The organism is Mediterraneibacter massiliensis (assembly GCF_001487105.1).
GTDB classification, from domain to species: domain Bacteria; phylum Bacillota; class Clostridia; order Lachnospirales; family Lachnospiraceae; genus Mediterraneibacter; species Mediterraneibacter massiliensis.
Genome location: NZ_LN913001.1, coordinates 51,218 through 69,339 on the forward strand (window position 1 = coordinate 51,218; position 18,122 = coordinate 69,339).

Sequence of the window (18,122 nt, forward strand, 5' to 3'; positions counted from 1 at the left end):
TATGGGAATACTTGACGGAATTGTAGAATGGATTGCCGAACAGGTCATGAATATTCTGGATCTGATTACCACCTCTGTATTAGGTGCATTGGGATGCTCTATGGATACCTTTCTCCGTTACTTTCCGGCAGCCGAAACTATGTATCAGATTTTTCTGGCACTGGCGATTGGACTTATTCTCCTGAACTGGGTATGGCAGCTTTTTAAGAACTATTTTATGGGTACGGGAATTGATGCGGAAGATCCCATCAAACTCTCGCTTCGGACCTTTATGTTCCTTTTCCTTACCTTCTATGCAAAAGACATTGTAGATCTTCTGCTAGATATAGCAGGAACTCCCTATGGTTGGATCCTTACAGAAGACTTGCCACCTTTAGAATTTGGTTCCTTCAACTCTGTCATCACCGTCATTTTAGGTGTGTGTGCCAACGGCGCTGTTGCTATCGTTGCTCTGATTTTAGTGCTAATCCTTGCTTGGAATTACATCAAGCTTCTTTTCGAGGCTGCAGAACGTTACATCTTGCTGGGAGTTCTAATTTATACTGCACCAGTCGCCTTTGCAACAGGTGCGTCTCAGGCAACCGGAAACATATTTAAAAGCTGGTCTCGGATGCTTGGTGGACAGTTTTTTCTTCTTTTGATGAATGCCTGGTGCTTACGTCTGTTCACTTCCATGGTCGGCACTTTCATTGCAAATCCACTGTCAATATAGAAGGGAGGAACACATGAAACACAGAAAAAAGCTAATGATTTTATTGACACTTACTGCCTGTACGGTACTCTTTTGCTCCTTTCCGGTATTTGCCGCTGAACTGACAGAAGCACAGGTTGAACAGGCAGTCGCCGAACAGGGAAAGGAAACCGTTACCGGAAATGTCTTTGTTTGGTTCCTTTGTGCCATTGCCTTTTTAAAGGTTTCGCAGAAAATTGACAGTTTCATGGCAAGTCTTGGAATCAACGTAGGAAACACTGGTGGCAATATGATGGCAGAACTTCTAATTGCCGGGCGCAGTCTTGGAAATTCGTTTCGTGGTCATGGTGGTGGCAGCCATGGCAGATCTTCTTCTCCTGGAAGTGCTGCCGTCGGAGGAACTTTCCTTTCCGGTGGACTTGCCGGAGCAGTAGGACGTCAAGCAGAACGCTCCGCTGTCAATGCAGCTACTGGATATACGGAGGGACCGAGTATAGGAAACGCTCTGTATCAATCTTCCTTAGAAAAGGGCGGAGACTTTGCCAACAATGTAATCAGTAATATTGCCCAAGGGAACTACGGGCAAGTCGGCTCCATTACCGGAGAAGGGGCGGAAGCTGCTTTCCAGTCTTACATGGGAATCAGTGCCGATAATAAAGCGGACCATTCCTACACTAATGTAGAAATCGGCGGTGGAAGGATTACCGGAGTCGAGACTACCCCCGATGGAACCAGTCGGGAATTTGCCATGTATCATGCTGATCAATACACTGCCCCTACTCAGGGCAATTTTGACACCGTACATTCTGTGGACGGATCCGCCTGGTATCGACAATATGCAGAAGATACAGTTTCTAAAACACCATACGATGCTGGTGATGGAAAAGTAGCCTACAACGAATCCATCGTACAGAAACTTCCGCCGACACCTTCAAGAAAGGATCGCATTTAAAAATGGCAACCGAATCATCCGGATTTGATGAGGCAATGGATGTAGGCACAAGTACCATTTCCCATCTCAAAGCCTTAAAAACAGCTTCCACCATAACGAAAGCTGGTTTTGGTGCTGCAGGCGGTCCGTTTACTGCTGCAATCGGAATTGCGATTGCCAACCGGCATGGAATTGCAAAAATCATCATTGTTATCATTGCCATATTGCTGCTTCCAGTCCTTTTTATTCTCATGCTTCCGGGACTCATCTTCGGAAGTCTCATGGAAGATACCGGCGCTTTAAACAGCAATACCATTATCAATGATAATATCCGAGCATCCCGCGAAGCGATTGTAGAAGTCCTGGAAGAAAGTCATGCAGACATTCTTTCTGAAATCAATGCTGCCATTACAAAACTTCCGGAAGGGGATACTGCTAGTATCAATGATTCCTACGCATACAATATTTCCGTTAATGCCAATCTATTGATTTCCCAGTTCTGTGCCAGTCAGGATAATTACGAAAACATCAATCTAAGGAAACTAAAAAGCCTAATCCGAAAAAATAAGGATGGGCTTTTTTCTTATGATGTTGCAACAGAAACAGTCACGATGGAAGTAGTCGTAGAAGGTGGTGCAGAAGGTGAAAATAGTCCGGAAGGAAATGAAAACGCAGAACCACAGACAAAAACAGTTACCTTTACCAGACACACCTATACTGTGCAATATGCAGGTGATGCATATTTTGCTGATCATGTTTTTCATCTGACAGATGAGCAGAAAGAGCTTGCTCAGGATTATGCAGAAAATCTAACCACCTTTTTCGGGAATGCAGCTTCCGGAGTTGCCATGGCAATCAACTTATCTGATGAGGTTCTCTCTTACCGTCCTGCTGTCGAACGGATTGCCGCCAAGTATGGCATGAGTGAATATGTAGAATTGATTCTTGCCGTTATGATGCAGGAATCCGGCGGCAGAGGACTGGATGTGATGCAGGCGGCGGAAGGCTCATTTAACACCAAATACCCGCATAAACCAAATGGAATTACGGATCCGGAATACTCCATTGAATGCGGAATCCAAGAACTAAAGTATGCACTGGAGAAGGCAGGATGTACCGGTCCTACCGATTTAGACCGAATCAAACTCGCACTCCAAGGCTACAATTACGGATCCGGTTACATTGACTGGGCTATGGAACAGGACGGTGGATATACCAAAGAAAACGCTATCGCCTTTTCTGACATGATGTGTGCCAGACCAAGCTGGCCTTATGACCGTTATGGAGACAAAGAGTATGTAGAGCATGTCCTTCGCTATTATCAGATTACCAACAACGGTGGCAGCTATCCTGCAAACGGAATGCAAATCCCGCATTATCTTCAGACAGACTATGGAAACATTCCATACGGCGGGGGTTCCATCGCCAGCAGCGGATGCGGTCCGACAAGCTTTGCTATGATTGCCAGTTATCTTACAGGTACTACCATAACTCCGGCAGATGCTGTTGCCTGGTGTGGAAATTCCTATTATATGCCGGGAGTCGGTACTTACTGGTCCTATTTTCAGGCAGCCGCCAACCATTTCGGTTGTGGCTCCGTCACACAAACCAGTGATGCCAATCAGGTTCTGCAAGCACTATCGGAAGGTCATCCAGTAATCAGCTCCCAAAGAGCCGGGCTGTTTACCAGCGGCGGACATTTCATTGTACTGCGGGGCGTAACTGCAGACAGTAAGGTTTTGGTCAACGATCCCAATGACAACAGCTCCAAAAACTACATCAATCGCGAGTTCGATATGATGTCTGAAGTCCATGCGACATCCAATGCGTATTGGATCTTCGATAAAAAATAAAGGAGATACCCTATGAATAGAAAAAAAGTTATTTTATCCATCCTGATGATGGTTTTTTTAATTGCAGTCGGATTTGTTCTCCCTCATCTTTTTAAAGAGAAACGGGGAGAAAAGCCTGCTTCTTCTGCTCCAACTGAGGAAGAAACTACGGATACGGAACAATCCTCAAATAAGACAGCACTCACCTTTTTGGATTTTAGTGCCTTGCAAAACTTTTTCTCAAAAGGGCAGATAGAAACTTTACGTCAGGAGTTGCAAACGTATCTTACCGATACCGGGAACTCTTCGATAACTTCCGTTCAGTTCTTAGCAGACAAAACTACTTACCCAAATGCTTCTGACATCGGCTTTTCTTTCCGGTTATCGGATGATTCCGTTCTTCCTGTTTATTACAGTTCTTCCATCGGACGCTTTTTCTATGGAGAAGAACGAACTCCCGGTACAGAAGAAATAAAAACCTATGAACAGCAAACGGATGAAAATCTCCCGGTCCTGACAACAGAAGAAATTGAACTGTTACCCGAAGGCGGCTACGACGATACGAAAGAAACTGAACCGGAAAAACAACCATCTGATCACAAAACCACAACGGAAGCTGAGGAGGTGCAGCCATGAATGATTCTGAAAAGCAAACCATCGTCTTCATTCCTCGAAACTTCATCGAAAAAGGAACCTTCATGGGCGGTATGTTTAAAATCCGCAATGCCATTGAAGGAGGCATCTTAGCTGTTTTGATTGCAGTTCCAGTGATTCAGCTCCCACTGTCTTTGACGGTACGCATTATCATTCTTTGTATGACAGCCCTTCCGGCAGCTATGATTTCTTTAATTGGAATCGGTGGAGAAAGTATCAGTGCTTTTTTAATGAACGCCCTGCGTTTTCTCAAAAACCGGCGCGTCATCTACCGCATAGATGTAAATCCAGATCCGAAAAATAAGCATCGTATCAAAAAACCGCGGAATAAAGAACCAAAAGCAAAGAAACACAAACATCCCAAGAAAAAATCAGCAGCTTCCATGACAGCATCCGGACAGTCTGACAAATATGAGGGTTGTGTTTCTGATGAGATTTCTTCTCACGATGTAGCAATTTCTAAAAAAAGAGAGCGTCGCCAGTTTGATACTTCCACAAAACGCGGAATCCGCAAGCAGGCTCGTGAAGATATTCGGATCTTGAAATATGAGAATCGTCAACTAAAGAAAGCACAGAAACAGGCAAAACGTGCAGTACGCACAGAATTAAAGCGCCAGAAACAGGAAGAAAAACGCAGAGTCCAGGAAGAAAATCGTCAAAAAAAAGCGGAAATCAAAGCTACAAAACAGGCTGATAAAGAACGTGAGCATCCGGCTTCTGATATAAATACTGCTCCTGCTTCGTCTAAACCAAAGAAGAAAAAACGCAGGGATATGACTCTGGAGGATTATCTGCCGATTGAGAAGATTGCCAATGGTGTCATCTACACAACAGATCACCGGTATGTCAAGATTCTGGAAATTGAGCCAATCAACTTTTTACTTAGAAGTACCAGAGAGCAGCAAAGCATTATCTTCAGTTTTATTTCCTATCTGAAGATCAGCCCGGTTAAACTTCAGATCAAGATGATTTCCAAAAAAGCAGACATCAACAAGCATCTGAACCAGGCTCAGTTGGAACTGGAACGTGAAACAGATCCTAACTGCAGACAACTTCAGAAAGACTATATTCAGTTTGTACGCCGGTTAAGCTCCAGAGAAGCTGTATCCCGTCGGTTCTTCCTGATTTTTGAATATGAACCATTCAATGTAAATCGAAAAGTAGAAGAAACTGAAATTCTGGCAGCTCTTGAAACCGCAGCCCAGACCGCCAAAACCTTCCTGTACCAATGCGGAAATGAAGTGGTATCCCACGATAATGAAGACGAGTTTACTACGGATGTCCTTTACACCCTGTTAAACCGTACCAAATCCACAGAGGTTCCACTTCCAAAGCGTATCAATCAGGTACTGACTCGTTATGAAGAAACCGGCAGGGAAGCTGAAATGGATGCCATACATATCAATGAATTTATTGCTCCGGAATCCGTAGATTTCAAGCACAGTAACTATGTATTGATTAACGGTGTCTATCATGCCTATCTTTTGGTTCCTAGTGACGGATATAAGCCAAAAGTCGCACCTGGTTGGCTGTCACTGCTTATCAATGCCGGCGAAGGAATTGATGTGGATTTTTATCTCCACAAACAGCCAAAGGATAAGATACAGCAGCGTTTGGGACAACAAATTCGTATCAATCGTTCCAAGATCAAAGACGCTTCCGATACGAATGCAGACTTCGATGATCTGGATTCTGCCATCCGTTCCGGTTATTTTTTAAAGCAGGGACTCTCCAACAATGAAGACTTCTACTATATGAACCTGCTGATTACAATCACAGCTAACAATCTGGAAGAACTCCAGTGGAGGATTCAGGAAATGAAAAAGCTGCTGATTTCTCAAGACATGGATCTTCGCTCCTGTTACTTTCTGCAAGAGCAAGGATTCCTGTCTTCTCTTCCGCTGGTCAGCCTGGACAAAAAACTTTACGAACTTTCCAAACGCAATACGCTGACTACCGGTGCAGCAAGCTGTTATCCATTTGTCAGTTATAGCATTTGTGATGACAACGGCATTCTTTTTGGTGTCAACAAACATAATAACTCCTTGGTCATCGCCGATATTTTTGACTCCAAACAGTATAAGAATTCCAACATTTCCATTCTTGGAACATCCGGAGCCGGAAAAACCTTCACCATGCAGACTATGGCTCTCCGGATGCGCAGGAAAGGCATTCAGGTATTTATCATTGCTCCATTGAAAGGACATGAATTTTATCGTGCTGCAAGAAATGTAGGCGGAACTTTTATTCAGATTTCCCCTGCCAGTAAAAACTGCATCAATGTCATGGAAATCCGAAAAGTAGATAACTCTGTAAATGAACTCTTAGATGGACCAACGCTGGATGCTTCTGCTTTAGCCGGAAAAATACAACGACTGCATGTTTTCTTCTCCCTGCTCATCCCTGATATGAGCCACGAAGAAAAACAACTTTTGGATGAAGCTCTCATCAAGACCTATGCAAGAAAAGGCATCACTCATAAAAATGAGTCCTTGATTGATCCGAAACATCCGGATCAGTACAAGGAAATGCCAATCCTGGGTGATGTATACAATGTCTTGATGGAAAGTGAAGACACCAAGCGTCTCGCTCACATTCTAAACCGACTGGTACATGGTTCTGCATCTTCCTTTAACCAGCAAACCAATGTGGATCTATCCAACAAATATACCGTTCTGGATATTTCTGAGCTGACCGGATCCAGCGACCTGCTGACTGTCGGAATGTTTGTTGCCCTTGACTTCGTATGGGACAAAGCCAAAGAAAACCGTACGGAAGAAAAAGCCATTTTTGTAGATGAGGTATGGCAACTAATCGGTGCTTCCAGTAACCGCCTTGCTGCAGAATTCGTGCTGGAAATCGCCAAAATCATCCGAGCCTACTCTGGTGCAGGCATCTTTGCCACTCAGGACTTAAACGACTTTTTTGCACTGGATGATGGAAAATACGGAAAAGGTATCATCAACAACTGTAAAACCAAGATTATCCTCAATATGGAAGACGAGGAGGCGCAGCGAGTGAAAAATATCCTGCACCTTTCTGAAACAGAGGTTATGAACATCACTCATTTCCAACGAGGAAACGGACTGATTTCTACAAATAACAATAATATTACGGTGGAGTTTAAAGCTTCCAATCTGGAAAAAGAACTCATCACCACAGACCGGCAGGAACTTCTGGAAATTCTCAAACGCCAGAATGAAAAAGCCGGGTAACAAACAGGCAGCTCCTATTGGCTGTCTGTTTTCATTTGAAAAGGAGGAGACTTATGTTACAAAAAACAAAATTACCATATACCCGCCTGTTTGCATTCCTACTTGCAGTTTTCATTGCAATCGGCGCTCTGTTCTCGTCAGTCACACCTGTCCATGCAGCTGATGGGACTATCGATTTCCATGCCGGACCATCCATCGCCTATGGTGATTATTTTACGTCACGAATGACCTTTGATGGCAGCAATACTGCATACTGCGTAGAACCCCTAAAACACACCCCGCCAAGTGGAACATATTCTTATAATCTACTGGAAAAAACTTCCCCTCTTCGTAAAGCTCTTTACTATTTAAATGGCGGCTACGGATATGATACCGTAACAAAAGAGAAATATTTCCAGGGCTGGAGCGATGACAATGCTTATGTTATCGGACATCTGGCTGTTGCATATATCTATGCTGGAAATACGGGAGATACTGGTGCTTTCCATGGTGCCCCGCAAAGCTTTATTGATAAAACTCTGGAAGTAGTACAGGGAATCAGTGAACTGCCTGCTCCACCGGAAAATTTTCGTGCTTTTCTTGTTCCTGGAAGCGGAAACCAAACCTTTGCCGGAAGCTGGTATCAGGTTCCGAACGGCTGGATAGAACTTCAGAAATCTTCTGCTAATCCATCCATTTCTGATGGAAATGGAAATTATACTTTAGAAGGTGCAAAATATGGCATCTACAAAGGGGACAAGCTGATTCAGACTTTAACAACAGATAAAAATGGCTATGCGAAATCAAAAGAACTTGAAGAAGGCAGTTACACAGTGAAAGAGATTTCCGCACCAGCCGGCTTTATCGTGGATGCTACCGCCCATGATGTGAACGTCAAACCAGAAGAAACCAGCACTGTAAAATCAAGTGACATTCCACAGAACAATCCAATTTCTCTGATTCTGCAAAAACTGGATCTGGAGACGGGTGAAGGAAAACCACAGGGAAATTCTTCTCTTGCAAATGCTGAGTTCACCATTAAGTTTTATACAGAGCTTTCTGATACCGATCCTGCCGCAAGCGGAAAGAAACCGGTACGTACCTGGGTAATGAAAACGAATGCTTCTGGTGAGATGCACTTTACCAAGGATTATTTTGTATCCGGAGATGAATTTTATTATGCATCTGATAAAAAGACTGTTTGTCTTCCAATCGGAACTGTAACCATTCAGGAAACCAAAGCTCCAAAGAACTATTTTCTAAATGAAACAGTCTTTGTACAGAAGATTACCGGATCCGGAAGTCAGGAAAGTGTATCCATATACAATGCTTCCAATGTAGAAGAACAGGTTTATCGTGGCGGCGTGAAGGTACAGAAACGGGATCTGGAAACACAAGATACTGTGTCTCAGGGAAATGCGACTCTTGCCGGCGCTACATTTTCCATTACCACATTAAACGAGCAGCCAGTATGGGTAAATGGCAAACTGTATCAGAAAGATGAAATGTGCCTTACCATTATTACCGATGAAAATGGTCTTGCTTCTACGGAAGAAAAAGCGCTTCCTGTCGGTCATTACCGTATTGAGGAAACCCAAGCACCTACTGGTTACTTGAAAGATGGTGCAAAAACATTGGAATTTGAGATTACCAAAGATGGCGAAATGGTAAATCTGACCAGCAAAGATACTTCCATTGCAAACCAGGTGATCCGAGGTGGGGTAAAAGTTCAAAAACGGGATATTGAAACCGGTGAAACAAAACCGCAGGGTAACGCCACTTTAGAAGGTGCTACTTTTACTATTACCAATTTAAGCACTCATCCGGTTCTCGTAAATGAAAAACTCTATGAAAGCGGACAGGTCGTACTGACTCTGAAAACAGACAAGAGTGGCGCCGCTGCTACTGCTAAAGATGCTCTCCCTTACGGTCATTACCGCATAGACGAAACAGAAGCTCCGGATGGTTATTTAAACGAAGGTAAACTCTCGCAAGAATTTGACATTCAGGAAAATGGTAAAATCATAGACCTGACTTCCAAAGAACATGCAATCCTCAATCAGATCATCCGCGGGGATTTAGAATTTGTCAAAGTCTCTGATGGTGATTTGAATCGTTTAGCTAACGTGCCATTTTCCATCACCTCCAAAACAACTGGAGAAAGCCATACGATTGTAACCGATAAAAATGGATATGCCAGTACATCTGCAGAATGGAATAAGCATACGGCAAACACCAATCGTGGAGAAACTTCGGAAGATGGCATCTGGTTTGGCACTTCTAAACCGGATGATTCCAAAGGCGCTTTAATCTACGATACTTATATTTTGGAAGAGCAGCGTTGTGAAACCAACGAGGGAATGAATCTCTTGAAGATTGAGGTGGAAGTATATCGTAACCATGTGGTGATCGACATGGGTACTTTAACAGACGACCGAATCACCATCGGCACAACTGCGCTCGATAAAGATACGGAATCTCATCTGAGCAAGCCTGAAGAGAAAATCACGATCATTGATACCGTAGAGTATGAAGGTCTCAAGAAAGGACAATCCTATAAGCTTCTTGGCACCTTGATGGATAAAGAAACAGGAAAACCGATTGAAGTGGACGGAAAGCCAGTAACTGCCGAAACTACTTTCAAGCCAAAGAAAACATCTGGATCGACTGAAGTGAAATTTACTTTTGATGCTACTTCACTTCGAGGAAAAACAATCGTTGTCTTCGAGGAACTGTATCAGGATGATCTGAAACTGGCAGTCCATACAGATATTGAAGATGAAGATCAGACCATTTACTTCCCGGAAATCAAGACGACGGCGAAGGATACCAATACAGACAGCAATCTTTCTCTTGCCGACAAGGAAGTAACACTTGTGGATACCGTAACCTATAAAAATCTCCTTCCGGGAAAAGAATATGTAATGACCGGAACCCTGATGGATAAGGAAACCGGAGAAGCTGTTGTGATCGACGATAAAAAGGTAACTGCGGAAACCACCTTCACTCCGGAAACCGCTGAAGGTACAGTAGACGTACAATTTACGTTTGATGGCAGCACATTGGCTGGAAAAACTGTCGTTGTCTTTGAATCTGTTTCCTATGAAGGAAAAGAATTTGCTGTCCACGCCGACTTGAAGGATGAGGGACAGACTATTTACTTCCCAGAAATCAAAACGACAGCGAAAGATAACGTTTCCGGCAATCACTATGCAAAACCGGAAAAAGAAATCACTTTGATTGATACTGTATCCTATCAAAATCTAATTCCAGGAAAAGAATATACACTTACCGGAACTTTGATGGATAAGGAAACGAAAAAACCTCTGGAGGTAGATGGAAAACCAATTACCGCCCGGACAACCTTCACTCCTGAAAAAGCAGATGGGAATGTGGAACTTTCCTTTACGTTTGATGCCAGCGCGCTGAGAGGCAAAATCATCGTTGTTTTTGAATCCGTTTCTTACAAAGAAAAAGAAATTGCCGTTCACGCTGACATTGACGACCATGAACAGAGCATTTACTTCCCGGAAATCAAAACAACAGCCAAAGATGGAGCAGATGATGATAAAGAAGTTCTGTCATCCAAAGAAGCTACCATCATAGATACCGTAACCTATAAAAACTTGATTCCAAAAGCAAAATATAAACTTGTTGGAATCCTCATGGATAAAGAAACGGGGAAAGCAATTCTCGTAAACGAAAAAACAGTAACTGCCGAAACTGAGTTTTCTCCGAAAGAATCTGACGGTTCTGTGGATGTAACATTTACCTTTGATGCCAGTGAATTAAACGGACACGATGTGGTTGTCTTTGAGAAACTCTTCCTCTTAGATGGTGATGTCGAAACTGAAATTACTTCCCACGAGGACATCAAAGACGAAGGACAGACCGTCAAACTGACAGAAACACCTAAAGAACCGCCAAAAACGACTCCACCGGTAAAAACAGGGGATGACACTACGCTTCTGCCATTTATCATTCTTGCAGGCACAGCACTTCTGACTGCTATCGGATTTGGAGTTTTGTATTTTAAGAAACGAAAAAAATAATTTCAAACTGATAACCATGATTTTTTACAGGCAGTCTTTCACAGGCTGCCTGTTTTTAAGGTGATGAATATGAAACAATCCCATATCAATGCCGATGCCAAACATCTGCGGCACTTTTTAGATCTGTGTAACGGCAACTGGCATAACTGCGTCTATGTACGTTGTGTCTCCTGTGATACCCGTAGTTTTTGCAATGGCTCTCATTTTTTGTATCATCTGGATTCCTCCGATATTCCTTGTGTCCTGACCATGGCAGACGCAGAAATAATCTTCTCCCGGATACCTGAACCAAGCGAATGTGCCGATGCCATTACACTAGATGAGTTTCTTGCTCTTTACAGCTCCTACCTAAAATCCATCCATCTAGCAGGAAAACCCTGCCCTTGTATCGCTCTTCTCAGGTATCAGGAAAATGCACATTATAACTGGTGACAGTAAAGTTGCGATTTTCGCAAATCTTGCGTACAGAATAAAAAAGGAGGTGTACGTAGAATGAACTTGATTCTGATATTACAGGGGATGGATATGATATTTACCCGCTTGATTTTTCTGCCCGCACTTATCATCCTGTATTTCAAATTTCGTCCACGCAGACCTTGGACCATCCGCACCCGCCGCCTTTATTATTTATGTTTAATTCTGGTCGGCTTATATCTATTGCGGTTATTTTGTGCAGGATTTATTTTTACTCCGGTAAACTATCCCCGTTTTACGGACAGTGGATTATTCCCACTGATCAAAGCATTGTTCTATCCGGAATACTAGCAACGGCTTCTGGCATTTGGTTCGTATCTGGGATCTGTTTCACTGCCCAATACATGGGAATTCGTCACCCGCTTTCTTACAATATACGTATAAAAAACGTAAGAAACTATTATTTCAGATGTTTTCTACGTTTTAAAAACGTAAGCGAGGTGAATCTTTATGAAACAGAAACCAATTCGCTGCCCATATTGTGGCAGTACAGCAATTTTAAAAGATGCTTCCTATGTGTATGGAAGCAAATCCAAAGGCGGAAAAGTTTATGTATGCAGTCGCTATCCGGAATGTAATTCTTATGTAGGGGTTCATCCGGGAACAAATATCGCTAAAGGAACACTTGCCGACAAGCAGCTTCGTTTCAAGCGTATCCAGGCACATCAGACTTTTGACCAGATTTGGAAGAATCACATTCTCTCCAAATCAGATGCATACCGTTGGATTGCCGACAAGTTTTGTTTAACTGCTAAAGAAGCCCATATCGGAGAGTTTGATCTGTATATGTGTGAACAACTCATCTGTGAATCCATGAAAATCCTCCGCAATAACCACATCCCACTTCGGGCTGCCAGTTGAAAGGCGGTGGGATTATGATTATACCAATGACAGACATAGAACGAAAACTTACGGAAGATCATCTTTCAATAGTTGCTAAAGTCATTCAAACTTTAACCTGCGGTTGCAGGTATGTCTCCTATGATGAACGCCAGGATCTTCTCCAGATCGGCAACCTTGCTCTATGTAAAGCAGCAATGAATTACGACGGAAACCGTCCTTTTGAAACCTATGCAAAAGTTGTTATTCGAAATGCCATCTACGATTACTGGAGAAGCCTGCAAAAGGAGCGAACATATACTTGTTCCATGGATGCTATCGCAGATAATGAAACAGATACCTCTTATCAGCAGCTCCTTGCAGATACCTCTTCCTTGCAGAATTTGGAACAGGAACATAATCTCCGATCCATCTATGAATACCTGCAGACCTTGCAGAATGTAAACTGCACCACCATAAAAAAGGGAATACAGGCATTATTGCTTCAGCAAAACGGCTATACCAGTCAGGAAATTTCCAAACATTATGGAGTTCCGGCAAGTCATGTCAGAGCATGGAAGAGTAAAGCCCGCAAATACTTGCAACAAGATGCCACCTTGTATGCCCTGCTATCCTGAAGGGAGAAGATGCCATGTTGACACTATATACTGCAGTCGGAATCTTACGATTTGAAGATTGCCTTAAAAACCATAAAACGCCCATAGTTATAAATAATCACCGAGAATATGGATTAAGTGAAGAAGAATTTATCCTATGGAGCTGTCTGGCATTTCACATACGCCAGATTCACGAATTGCATACTGCATTTTCAGAACGTTTAAAGCTCCACAACCGTTCTGAAAACATTCCTATGGAGCCTTATCTGAACCGACTGATTGTTCGGGGATTGATAGTGAAAGGAGACGGTCTTACACGTATAGATGCCTTGTACCGGCTTTTAGGTGAATTGTATCTCTGTCCACTGAAAGACAATTTTGCCACTCAACTGTTTTCCTGCATTTATCTCTATCTCAAACGGAAAATAGAGAAAACCGACATGGCATATTTCTTTAGAAAGGTCCCCCTCTCGCCCATGGAAAAGGTTGTCCTGCAAATTGCAAAACGGATGCAAATATCTACTGCAGAGCTAGCTGCCTGTGTAGAACATGGTGTGTTTCCCAAAGATAACCGTCAGCTCCTATCCCACCTTTACGACAGCACTGACGCCACCTTTCATACCGTTGCCGAAAATCTGCAGCTAAATCATACCCAATATCCAATACTTGAGGCTGTCACTAATTTATATCTGAACAAACAAATTGCATTTGAAAAACTATAGAAAGGAGCCGCAATGCCAAAACCATTACTTTCCAAGCTGATTGTCCAAGGGGCAATCGGCTTTTTCTGTGTCCTTTTCGGATGTGTCTATGGACTACATACCAAAGATCATATTTTCCTCATTATGAGTCTTCTGATTGGTGTAGGCAGCATCATACGTGTCCTTGCTCTTTTGCGTACCGCTAAAAAGCAAGCGTATACAGAACTTATCGGAACCTGCATCAAAAGAGAAGTCAGTCCCCTCACTAAGCATCAACAGATTTTATTTCAGACTGCTGATCAAACAGAATACCGCTTTACACTGGATAAGCACTCCAAACTTTTAACCGGTCATCATTACCGGCTTTATTTTCGTCGTCAAGCCGGATTGCAAATGGAGAACAATCCCCGCCCGGAACTATTGGGGTATGAGGAGCTTTCTTCCATAGACAAAACAAATCTAGAATCTTAATCAAAATATTTGGAGTCACCTGGTCATATTCTAGTCAGATGGCTCCAAACATTCTATTGTTTACTCTCTTATCTCCTACCCATTTTTCATTTTATCCATATCTTGTATTTGTATCATTGACTATATCTATATCTTGTGTTAGTATAATATTGTATTTGAGTTTTTGTGTGTTCCCATTTTCGGGAGTCTGGACCATTCATCCAGAACACATGCAGTTTAAGTTGGAAAATCGTGTCATTATACTGCCGTTTTATACGGTGCTATAATGGCACTTTTTTTATTTTAACCTATTTTATTATTTTAACGCCCATAGAGGCAGAAAGGAGATTTTTATGTCATCAATCATCTTAGTAACAGGAAGGGTAACTGCCGATCCGGTTATACAGCAAGGGAGAACCACAGGTACAGAATATATAAACCTTGGACTTGCAACCAACCAGAGAGGCGCCGACGGAAACGATGAAGCCGTTTTCTATCAGTGCTACTGCAACAAGTTTCTTGCTGACCGTCTTGGGAAAGCAGGTGTCAAAAAAGGAACCTGCTTACTGGTATACGGTGAATTGGAACTACGCCCATTTCTTTATCAGAAAGGGGAACGTGCCGGTCAGCCGGGTTTAGACGCTCATATTACGGTAAAAGACTGGCAGTTCTTACCAGCGAACCGCACTGATGGAAATGCAATGGCAGGCACTGCAAATCCTGCCGCCGGAACTACTCCACCACCTGCAGCACCGGGTACGGGTTCTGCATATCCTGGTGGACCTGCCATGGGAATGAACGGGGCAATGCCCGCAAGCCCAACCATGCAGAATGCAATGGGACAGCAGATGCCACAAACACAGGCTGGTTATTCGATGCCACAGGGAAATCCTGCAAATGCAGCACCAGTCGCAGGCAATTATTCTGGAGATGGATTTACCAATATTCCGGAAAGCATGCCACCACAGCAGCTTCCATTCCCGTAAAAACAAATCAATGAACTGTAAATCAAGAGGAATTGCATCTGGTCAGTAATACTGACCTTCTGCAGTTCCTTTTTTTCTGAAAGGAGAAAACGCACATGAAATCAAAAAGAAAAACACCTAAAACTTTATGTATGATTGTTTCTATCCTATTTGTAACACTGCTTTTTATTCCAAACAGTAAAAATCATTTCCTACTTGCAGGTATCGGAATTTCTGGTCTTTTCCTGGTTATTGGTTCCCTGATTCTTCCGGCTTTTCCAAGACTTTCACGCAAACTGTCTTATCGCCGGACAAAAGGACACCAAAAACCCTGGACGTGGCTGAAAAATACGGAACCGGTCACTGATGCAGAAAAGCTTCTCTGGAGACAAATTAGTTATCAAATTACAGATAAGCTACAAGCTGCCTTTCCAGATGCCACTTGGGAGTTTCAGAAACACCCCTCTATGGAGCAGCTACTAAGTGGCTATACCATACGGCTTCGTACCTTTCATACAGAGGACTATAATTTTGCAGAAGTTCGCATGAACCCGTATGGATACCTGGAACTTCAGATGCTCACAATTTCCAGTTTAAAGAAATCGAACATCCATTCTGAAGAAGGAGATACACCAGAAGCCGATCCAGAGTCTTGGTATACTCTCATAGGAAAAGTTAAGCTGGAAAATCTCATTGGGCAGTTACATGCCAAAGGACATAAGAAACTTTATATCAATGAATCCGGACAGATTTATATTCAGAACAGGGACACACCGGAAATTAAAGACCACTTTGACTATTTTCCACCCCGCAATTACTGGGATGTTTTAATCACACTTTTCCAGAAAGAGGATCTGACCGCAAAAGAAACAGATCAGGCACTTGAGTTGTCCTGGATCAAAGAATAAGGAGGGATCAAAAGATGTCAAATACAAAATTAGTACCAACATGGACTTTTCAGCGCTCACTGCCAGAACCATTTGATGTATATTCAGGCAGTAGTGCTGTATTTAAAAATATTTCTTCCAGATATTGTACCCAGCCACAAAAAAAGGCAACACTCCACGCCGCAACTTTACAGGCAGTGTTTACCTATATGGATCTGGAAAATCCTCCAGCCGGAAAAACTCCGGAAGAATTAGGAGCTATCGGAAGTCAGTCCAATAATTTTACGATTGCAGAATATCCAAGCCGAACCGGACAACTCCATGTGGTGATTTATAACCGCATCACTGGAAAGTTTATTGCTGGTAAATTTGAACAGCCTCTGGATCTGGAAACCCAGTCCGAAGCTTACCAATTTACGGAAACAGGAAACTCAGGTTCTGCTCTGTATTTTGCTCTCATGCCAACATTCCTTGGTGACGAAGAGTTCAGTGAAAAATATCAGGAATTGAAAGAGCAACGGGAACGCGGGTATCCGGATATGGATGAAGCAGCTCAGACAGCCGCTATTCTCTGCGATAATGTTTATCGCCGGATCCGCTATGGTGATACACTTCCTTCCGGAAATATCAAAAATGATATTCCGGCAAAAGGATTGATTCAAAGACTTACTCCTCTAAACATCCAAAAGGGTGTATTTGCACCTACTGATGTGATACAGGGAACCTTTCAGGTCTTAAAAAGCGGAGTCAGTTACAAACGCAGCCACACCGCCATTTTACAAAGTGATTTTGTCAGCAAATACATTCTGTCCGAGTCCCGGACACTCACTCCCCAAGAAGAATTAACAGTTCCAATCCTTGAAGACTGGTACATCATACCAAAGGAAATCCAAAGAATCTGCGAACATGCCAAATTAACTACCAGCACCAATCAGCCAATGCGTAATTTTCTCCTCCGGGGACCTGCTGGAACCGGGAAAACTGAAGGTGCCAAGGCAATCGCAGCCGGTATGCATCTGCCATACCGCTGTATTACCTGCTCTGCAAACACAGAGATTTTTGATCTGCTTGGTCAGATTCTCCCAGATGTAGATGGGAAAATGGCATCCATTCAAACAGAACTCCCTTCATTCCAGGACATTATGCTGGATCCGGCTACTGCCTACGAAAAGTTGACCGGAACCTATGATGAAACAGTAACGGAAGATATAGTCTATCAGACATTAGTGGATCACATTTTTGAAGAAATGCACCAGAAATATACAGAAACATCCAAAAGCCAACGCTTCCGCTATGTGGATACCCCACTGGTAGAGGCAATCCGTAATGGGTATCTGGTAGAAATCCAAGAGCCTACGGTCATTGCAAACCCTGGTGTTCTGGTTGGTTTAAATTCTCTTTTGGATCGCTGCAACAGCGTATTTCTACCAAACGGAGAAGTTATCAAACGCCATTCAGATACAGTCATCGTAGTTACAACCAACAATGACTATGCAGGATGTCGTCCAATGAATCAATCCGTCATTTCCAGAATGAACTTAGTCATTGATATGGATGAACCAGATGAAGACACCATGATTGAACGCGTGCTTGCCATTACCGGCTGCTCAGATAAAAAATCTGTTCGCACCATGGCACAGATTGTACGCTCCATTGCTCAATATTGTCAGGACAACCTGATTACTGATGGATGCTGTGGAATCCGAGAACTAATCGCATGGGTACAATCCTTTATGATATGCGGTGATTTAATGGAAGCCGCACATTATACGATCCTTTCTTCCGTAACGGCAGATACAGAAAGCCGTTTGGAGATTGAAGGCAGTTGTCTGGAAACCGTAATTGCGGCATAGGT

At 43.0% G+C, this 18,122-nt stretch carries 14 protein-coding genes; all 14 read left to right on the forward strand.

The genetic code is table 11. The annotated features are described in order from the left end of the window. Position 1: 1 nt before the first annotated feature. The 14 genes from BN3282_RS04490 to BN3282_RS04555 all read left to right on the forward strand — a co-directional run bounded on the left by BN3282_RS04490 (position 2) and on the right by BN3282_RS04555 (position 18,120). Complete coding sequence (locus BN3282_RS04490; RefSeq protein WP_059066967.1) at positions 2–712, forward strand: conjugal transfer protein TrbL family protein; 711 nt, start codon at positions 2–4, stop codon at positions 710–712. Between the two features lie 13 nt (positions 713–725). Beyond that, on the forward strand, positions 726–1,643 hold the full coding sequence (locus BN3282_RS04495; protein ID WP_059066969.1) for a hypothetical protein: 918 nt from the start codon (positions 726–728) through the stop codon (positions 1,641–1,643). Between the two features lie 2 nt (positions 1,644–1,645). Further along, entirely contained in the window at positions 1,646–3,475 is a 1,830-nt protein-coding gene (locus BN3282_RS04500; protein WP_059066970.1) for a lysozyme family protein, read from the forward strand. A 12-nt stretch (positions 3,476–3,487) separates the two neighbouring features. Beyond that, positions 3,488–4,090, forward strand: coding sequence for a DUF5038 domain-containing protein (locus BN3282_RS04505; protein ID WP_059066973.1), 603 nt, complete (start codon positions 3,488–3,490; stop codon positions 4,088–4,090). Beyond that, positions 4,087–7,323, forward strand: a complete 3,237-nt coding sequence (locus tag BN3282_RS04510; protein WP_059066975.1) for a TraG/VirB4 family ATPase — start codon at positions 4,087–4,089, stop codon at positions 7,321–7,323. The genes BN3282_RS04505 and BN3282_RS04510 overlap by 4 nt, the downstream gene beginning before the upstream one ends. Before the next feature lie 53 nt (positions 7,324–7,376). Further along, the gene (locus tag BN3282_RS04515) at positions 7,377–11,354 is read left to right on the forward strand and encodes a VaFE repeat-containing surface-anchored protein (protein WP_059066977.1); all 3,978 of its coding nucleotides are present in this window, start codon (positions 7,377–7,379) and stop codon (positions 11,352–11,354) included. 492 nt (positions 11,355–11,846) lie between these two features. Continuing rightward, positions 11,847–12,119, forward strand: a complete 273-nt coding sequence (locus BN3282_RS04520; RefSeq protein ID WP_055158040.1) for a hypothetical protein — start codon at positions 11,847–11,849, stop codon at positions 12,117–12,119. A gap of 159 nt (positions 12,120–12,278) precedes the next feature. Continuing rightward, the gene (locus BN3282_RS04525; protein WP_055158042.1) at positions 12,279–12,689 is read left to right on the forward strand and encodes a zinc-finger-containing protein; all 411 of its coding nucleotides are present in this window, start codon (positions 12,279–12,281) and stop codon (positions 12,687–12,689) included. 14 nt (positions 12,690–12,703) lie between these two features. Next, positions 12,704–13,285: a sigma-70 family RNA polymerase sigma factor gene (locus BN3282_RS04530; protein ID WP_059066979.1), complete on the forward strand. Its 582-nt coding sequence runs from the start codon at positions 12,704–12,706 to the stop codon at positions 13,283–13,285. A gap of 14 nt (positions 13,286–13,299) precedes the next feature. Beyond that, complete coding sequence (locus BN3282_RS04535; RefSeq protein WP_059066980.1) at positions 13,300–13,986, forward strand: hypothetical protein; 687 nt, start codon at positions 13,300–13,302, stop codon at positions 13,984–13,986. A gap of 12 nt (positions 13,987–13,998) precedes the next feature. Continuing rightward, on the forward strand, positions 13,999–14,436 hold the full coding sequence (locus tag BN3282_RS04540; protein ID WP_059066982.1) for a hypothetical protein: 438 nt from the start codon (positions 13,999–14,001) through the stop codon (positions 14,434–14,436). Between the two features lie 332 nt (positions 14,437–14,768). Then, the gene (locus BN3282_RS04545) at positions 14,769–15,401 is read left to right on the forward strand and encodes a single-stranded DNA-binding protein (RefSeq protein ID WP_059066984.1); all 633 of its coding nucleotides are present in this window, start codon (positions 14,769–14,771) and stop codon (positions 15,399–15,401) included. 95 nt (positions 15,402–15,496) lie between these two features. Continuing rightward, entirely contained in the window at positions 15,497–16,288 is a 792-nt protein-coding gene (locus BN3282_RS04550; RefSeq protein WP_059066986.1) for a hypothetical protein, read from the forward strand. Positions 16,289–16,302: 14 nt separating this feature from the next. After that, positions 16,303–18,120, forward strand: a complete 1,818-nt coding sequence (locus BN3282_RS04555; RefSeq protein WP_059066988.1) for a P-loop NTPase family protein — start codon at positions 16,303–16,305, stop codon at positions 18,118–18,120. The last annotated feature ends 2 nt before the right edge of the window (positions 18,121–18,122 follow it).

Coding starts and splice junctions, on each gene's coding strand:
- BN3282_RS04490 (WP_059066967.1), top strand. CDS start 2: ATGGGAATACTTGACGGAATTGTAGAATGGATTGCCGAACAGGTCATG.
- BN3282_RS04495 (WP_059066969.1), top strand. CDS start 726: ATGAAACACAGAAAAAAGCTAATGATTTTATTGACACTTACTGCCTGT.
- BN3282_RS04500 (WP_059066970.1), top strand. CDS start 1,646: ATGGCAACCGAATCATCCGGATTTGATGAGGCAATGGATGTAGGCACA.
- BN3282_RS04505 (WP_059066973.1), top strand. CDS start 3,488: ATGAATAGAAAAAAAGTTATTTTATCCATCCTGATGATGGTTTTTTTA.
- BN3282_RS04510 (WP_059066975.1), top strand. CDS start 4,087: ATGAATGATTCTGAAAAGCAAACCATCGTCTTCATTCCTCGAAACTTC.
- BN3282_RS04515 (WP_059066977.1), top strand. CDS start 7,377: ATGTTACAAAAAACAAAATTACCATATACCCGCCTGTTTGCATTCCTA.
- BN3282_RS04520 (WP_055158040.1), top strand. CDS start 11,847: ATGAACTTGATTCTGATATTACAGGGGATGGATATGATATTTACCCGC.
- BN3282_RS04525 (WP_055158042.1), top strand. CDS start 12,279: ATGAAACAGAAACCAATTCGCTGCCCATATTGTGGCAGTACAGCAATT.
- BN3282_RS04530 (WP_059066979.1), top strand. CDS start 12,704: ATGATTATACCAATGACAGACATAGAACGAAAACTTACGGAAGATCAT.
- BN3282_RS04535 (WP_059066980.1), top strand. CDS start 13,300: ATGTTGACACTATATACTGCAGTCGGAATCTTACGATTTGAAGATTGC.
- BN3282_RS04540 (WP_059066982.1), top strand. CDS start 13,999: ATGCCAAAACCATTACTTTCCAAGCTGATTGTCCAAGGGGCAATCGGC.
- BN3282_RS04545 (WP_059066984.1), top strand. CDS start 14,769: ATGTCATCAATCATCTTAGTAACAGGAAGGGTAACTGCCGATCCGGTT.
- BN3282_RS04550 (WP_059066986.1), top strand. CDS start 15,497: ATGAAATCAAAAAGAAAAACACCTAAAACTTTATGTATGATTGTTTCT.
- BN3282_RS04555 (WP_059066988.1), top strand. CDS start 16,303: ATGTCAAATACAAAATTAGTACCAACATGGACTTTTCAGCGCTCACTG.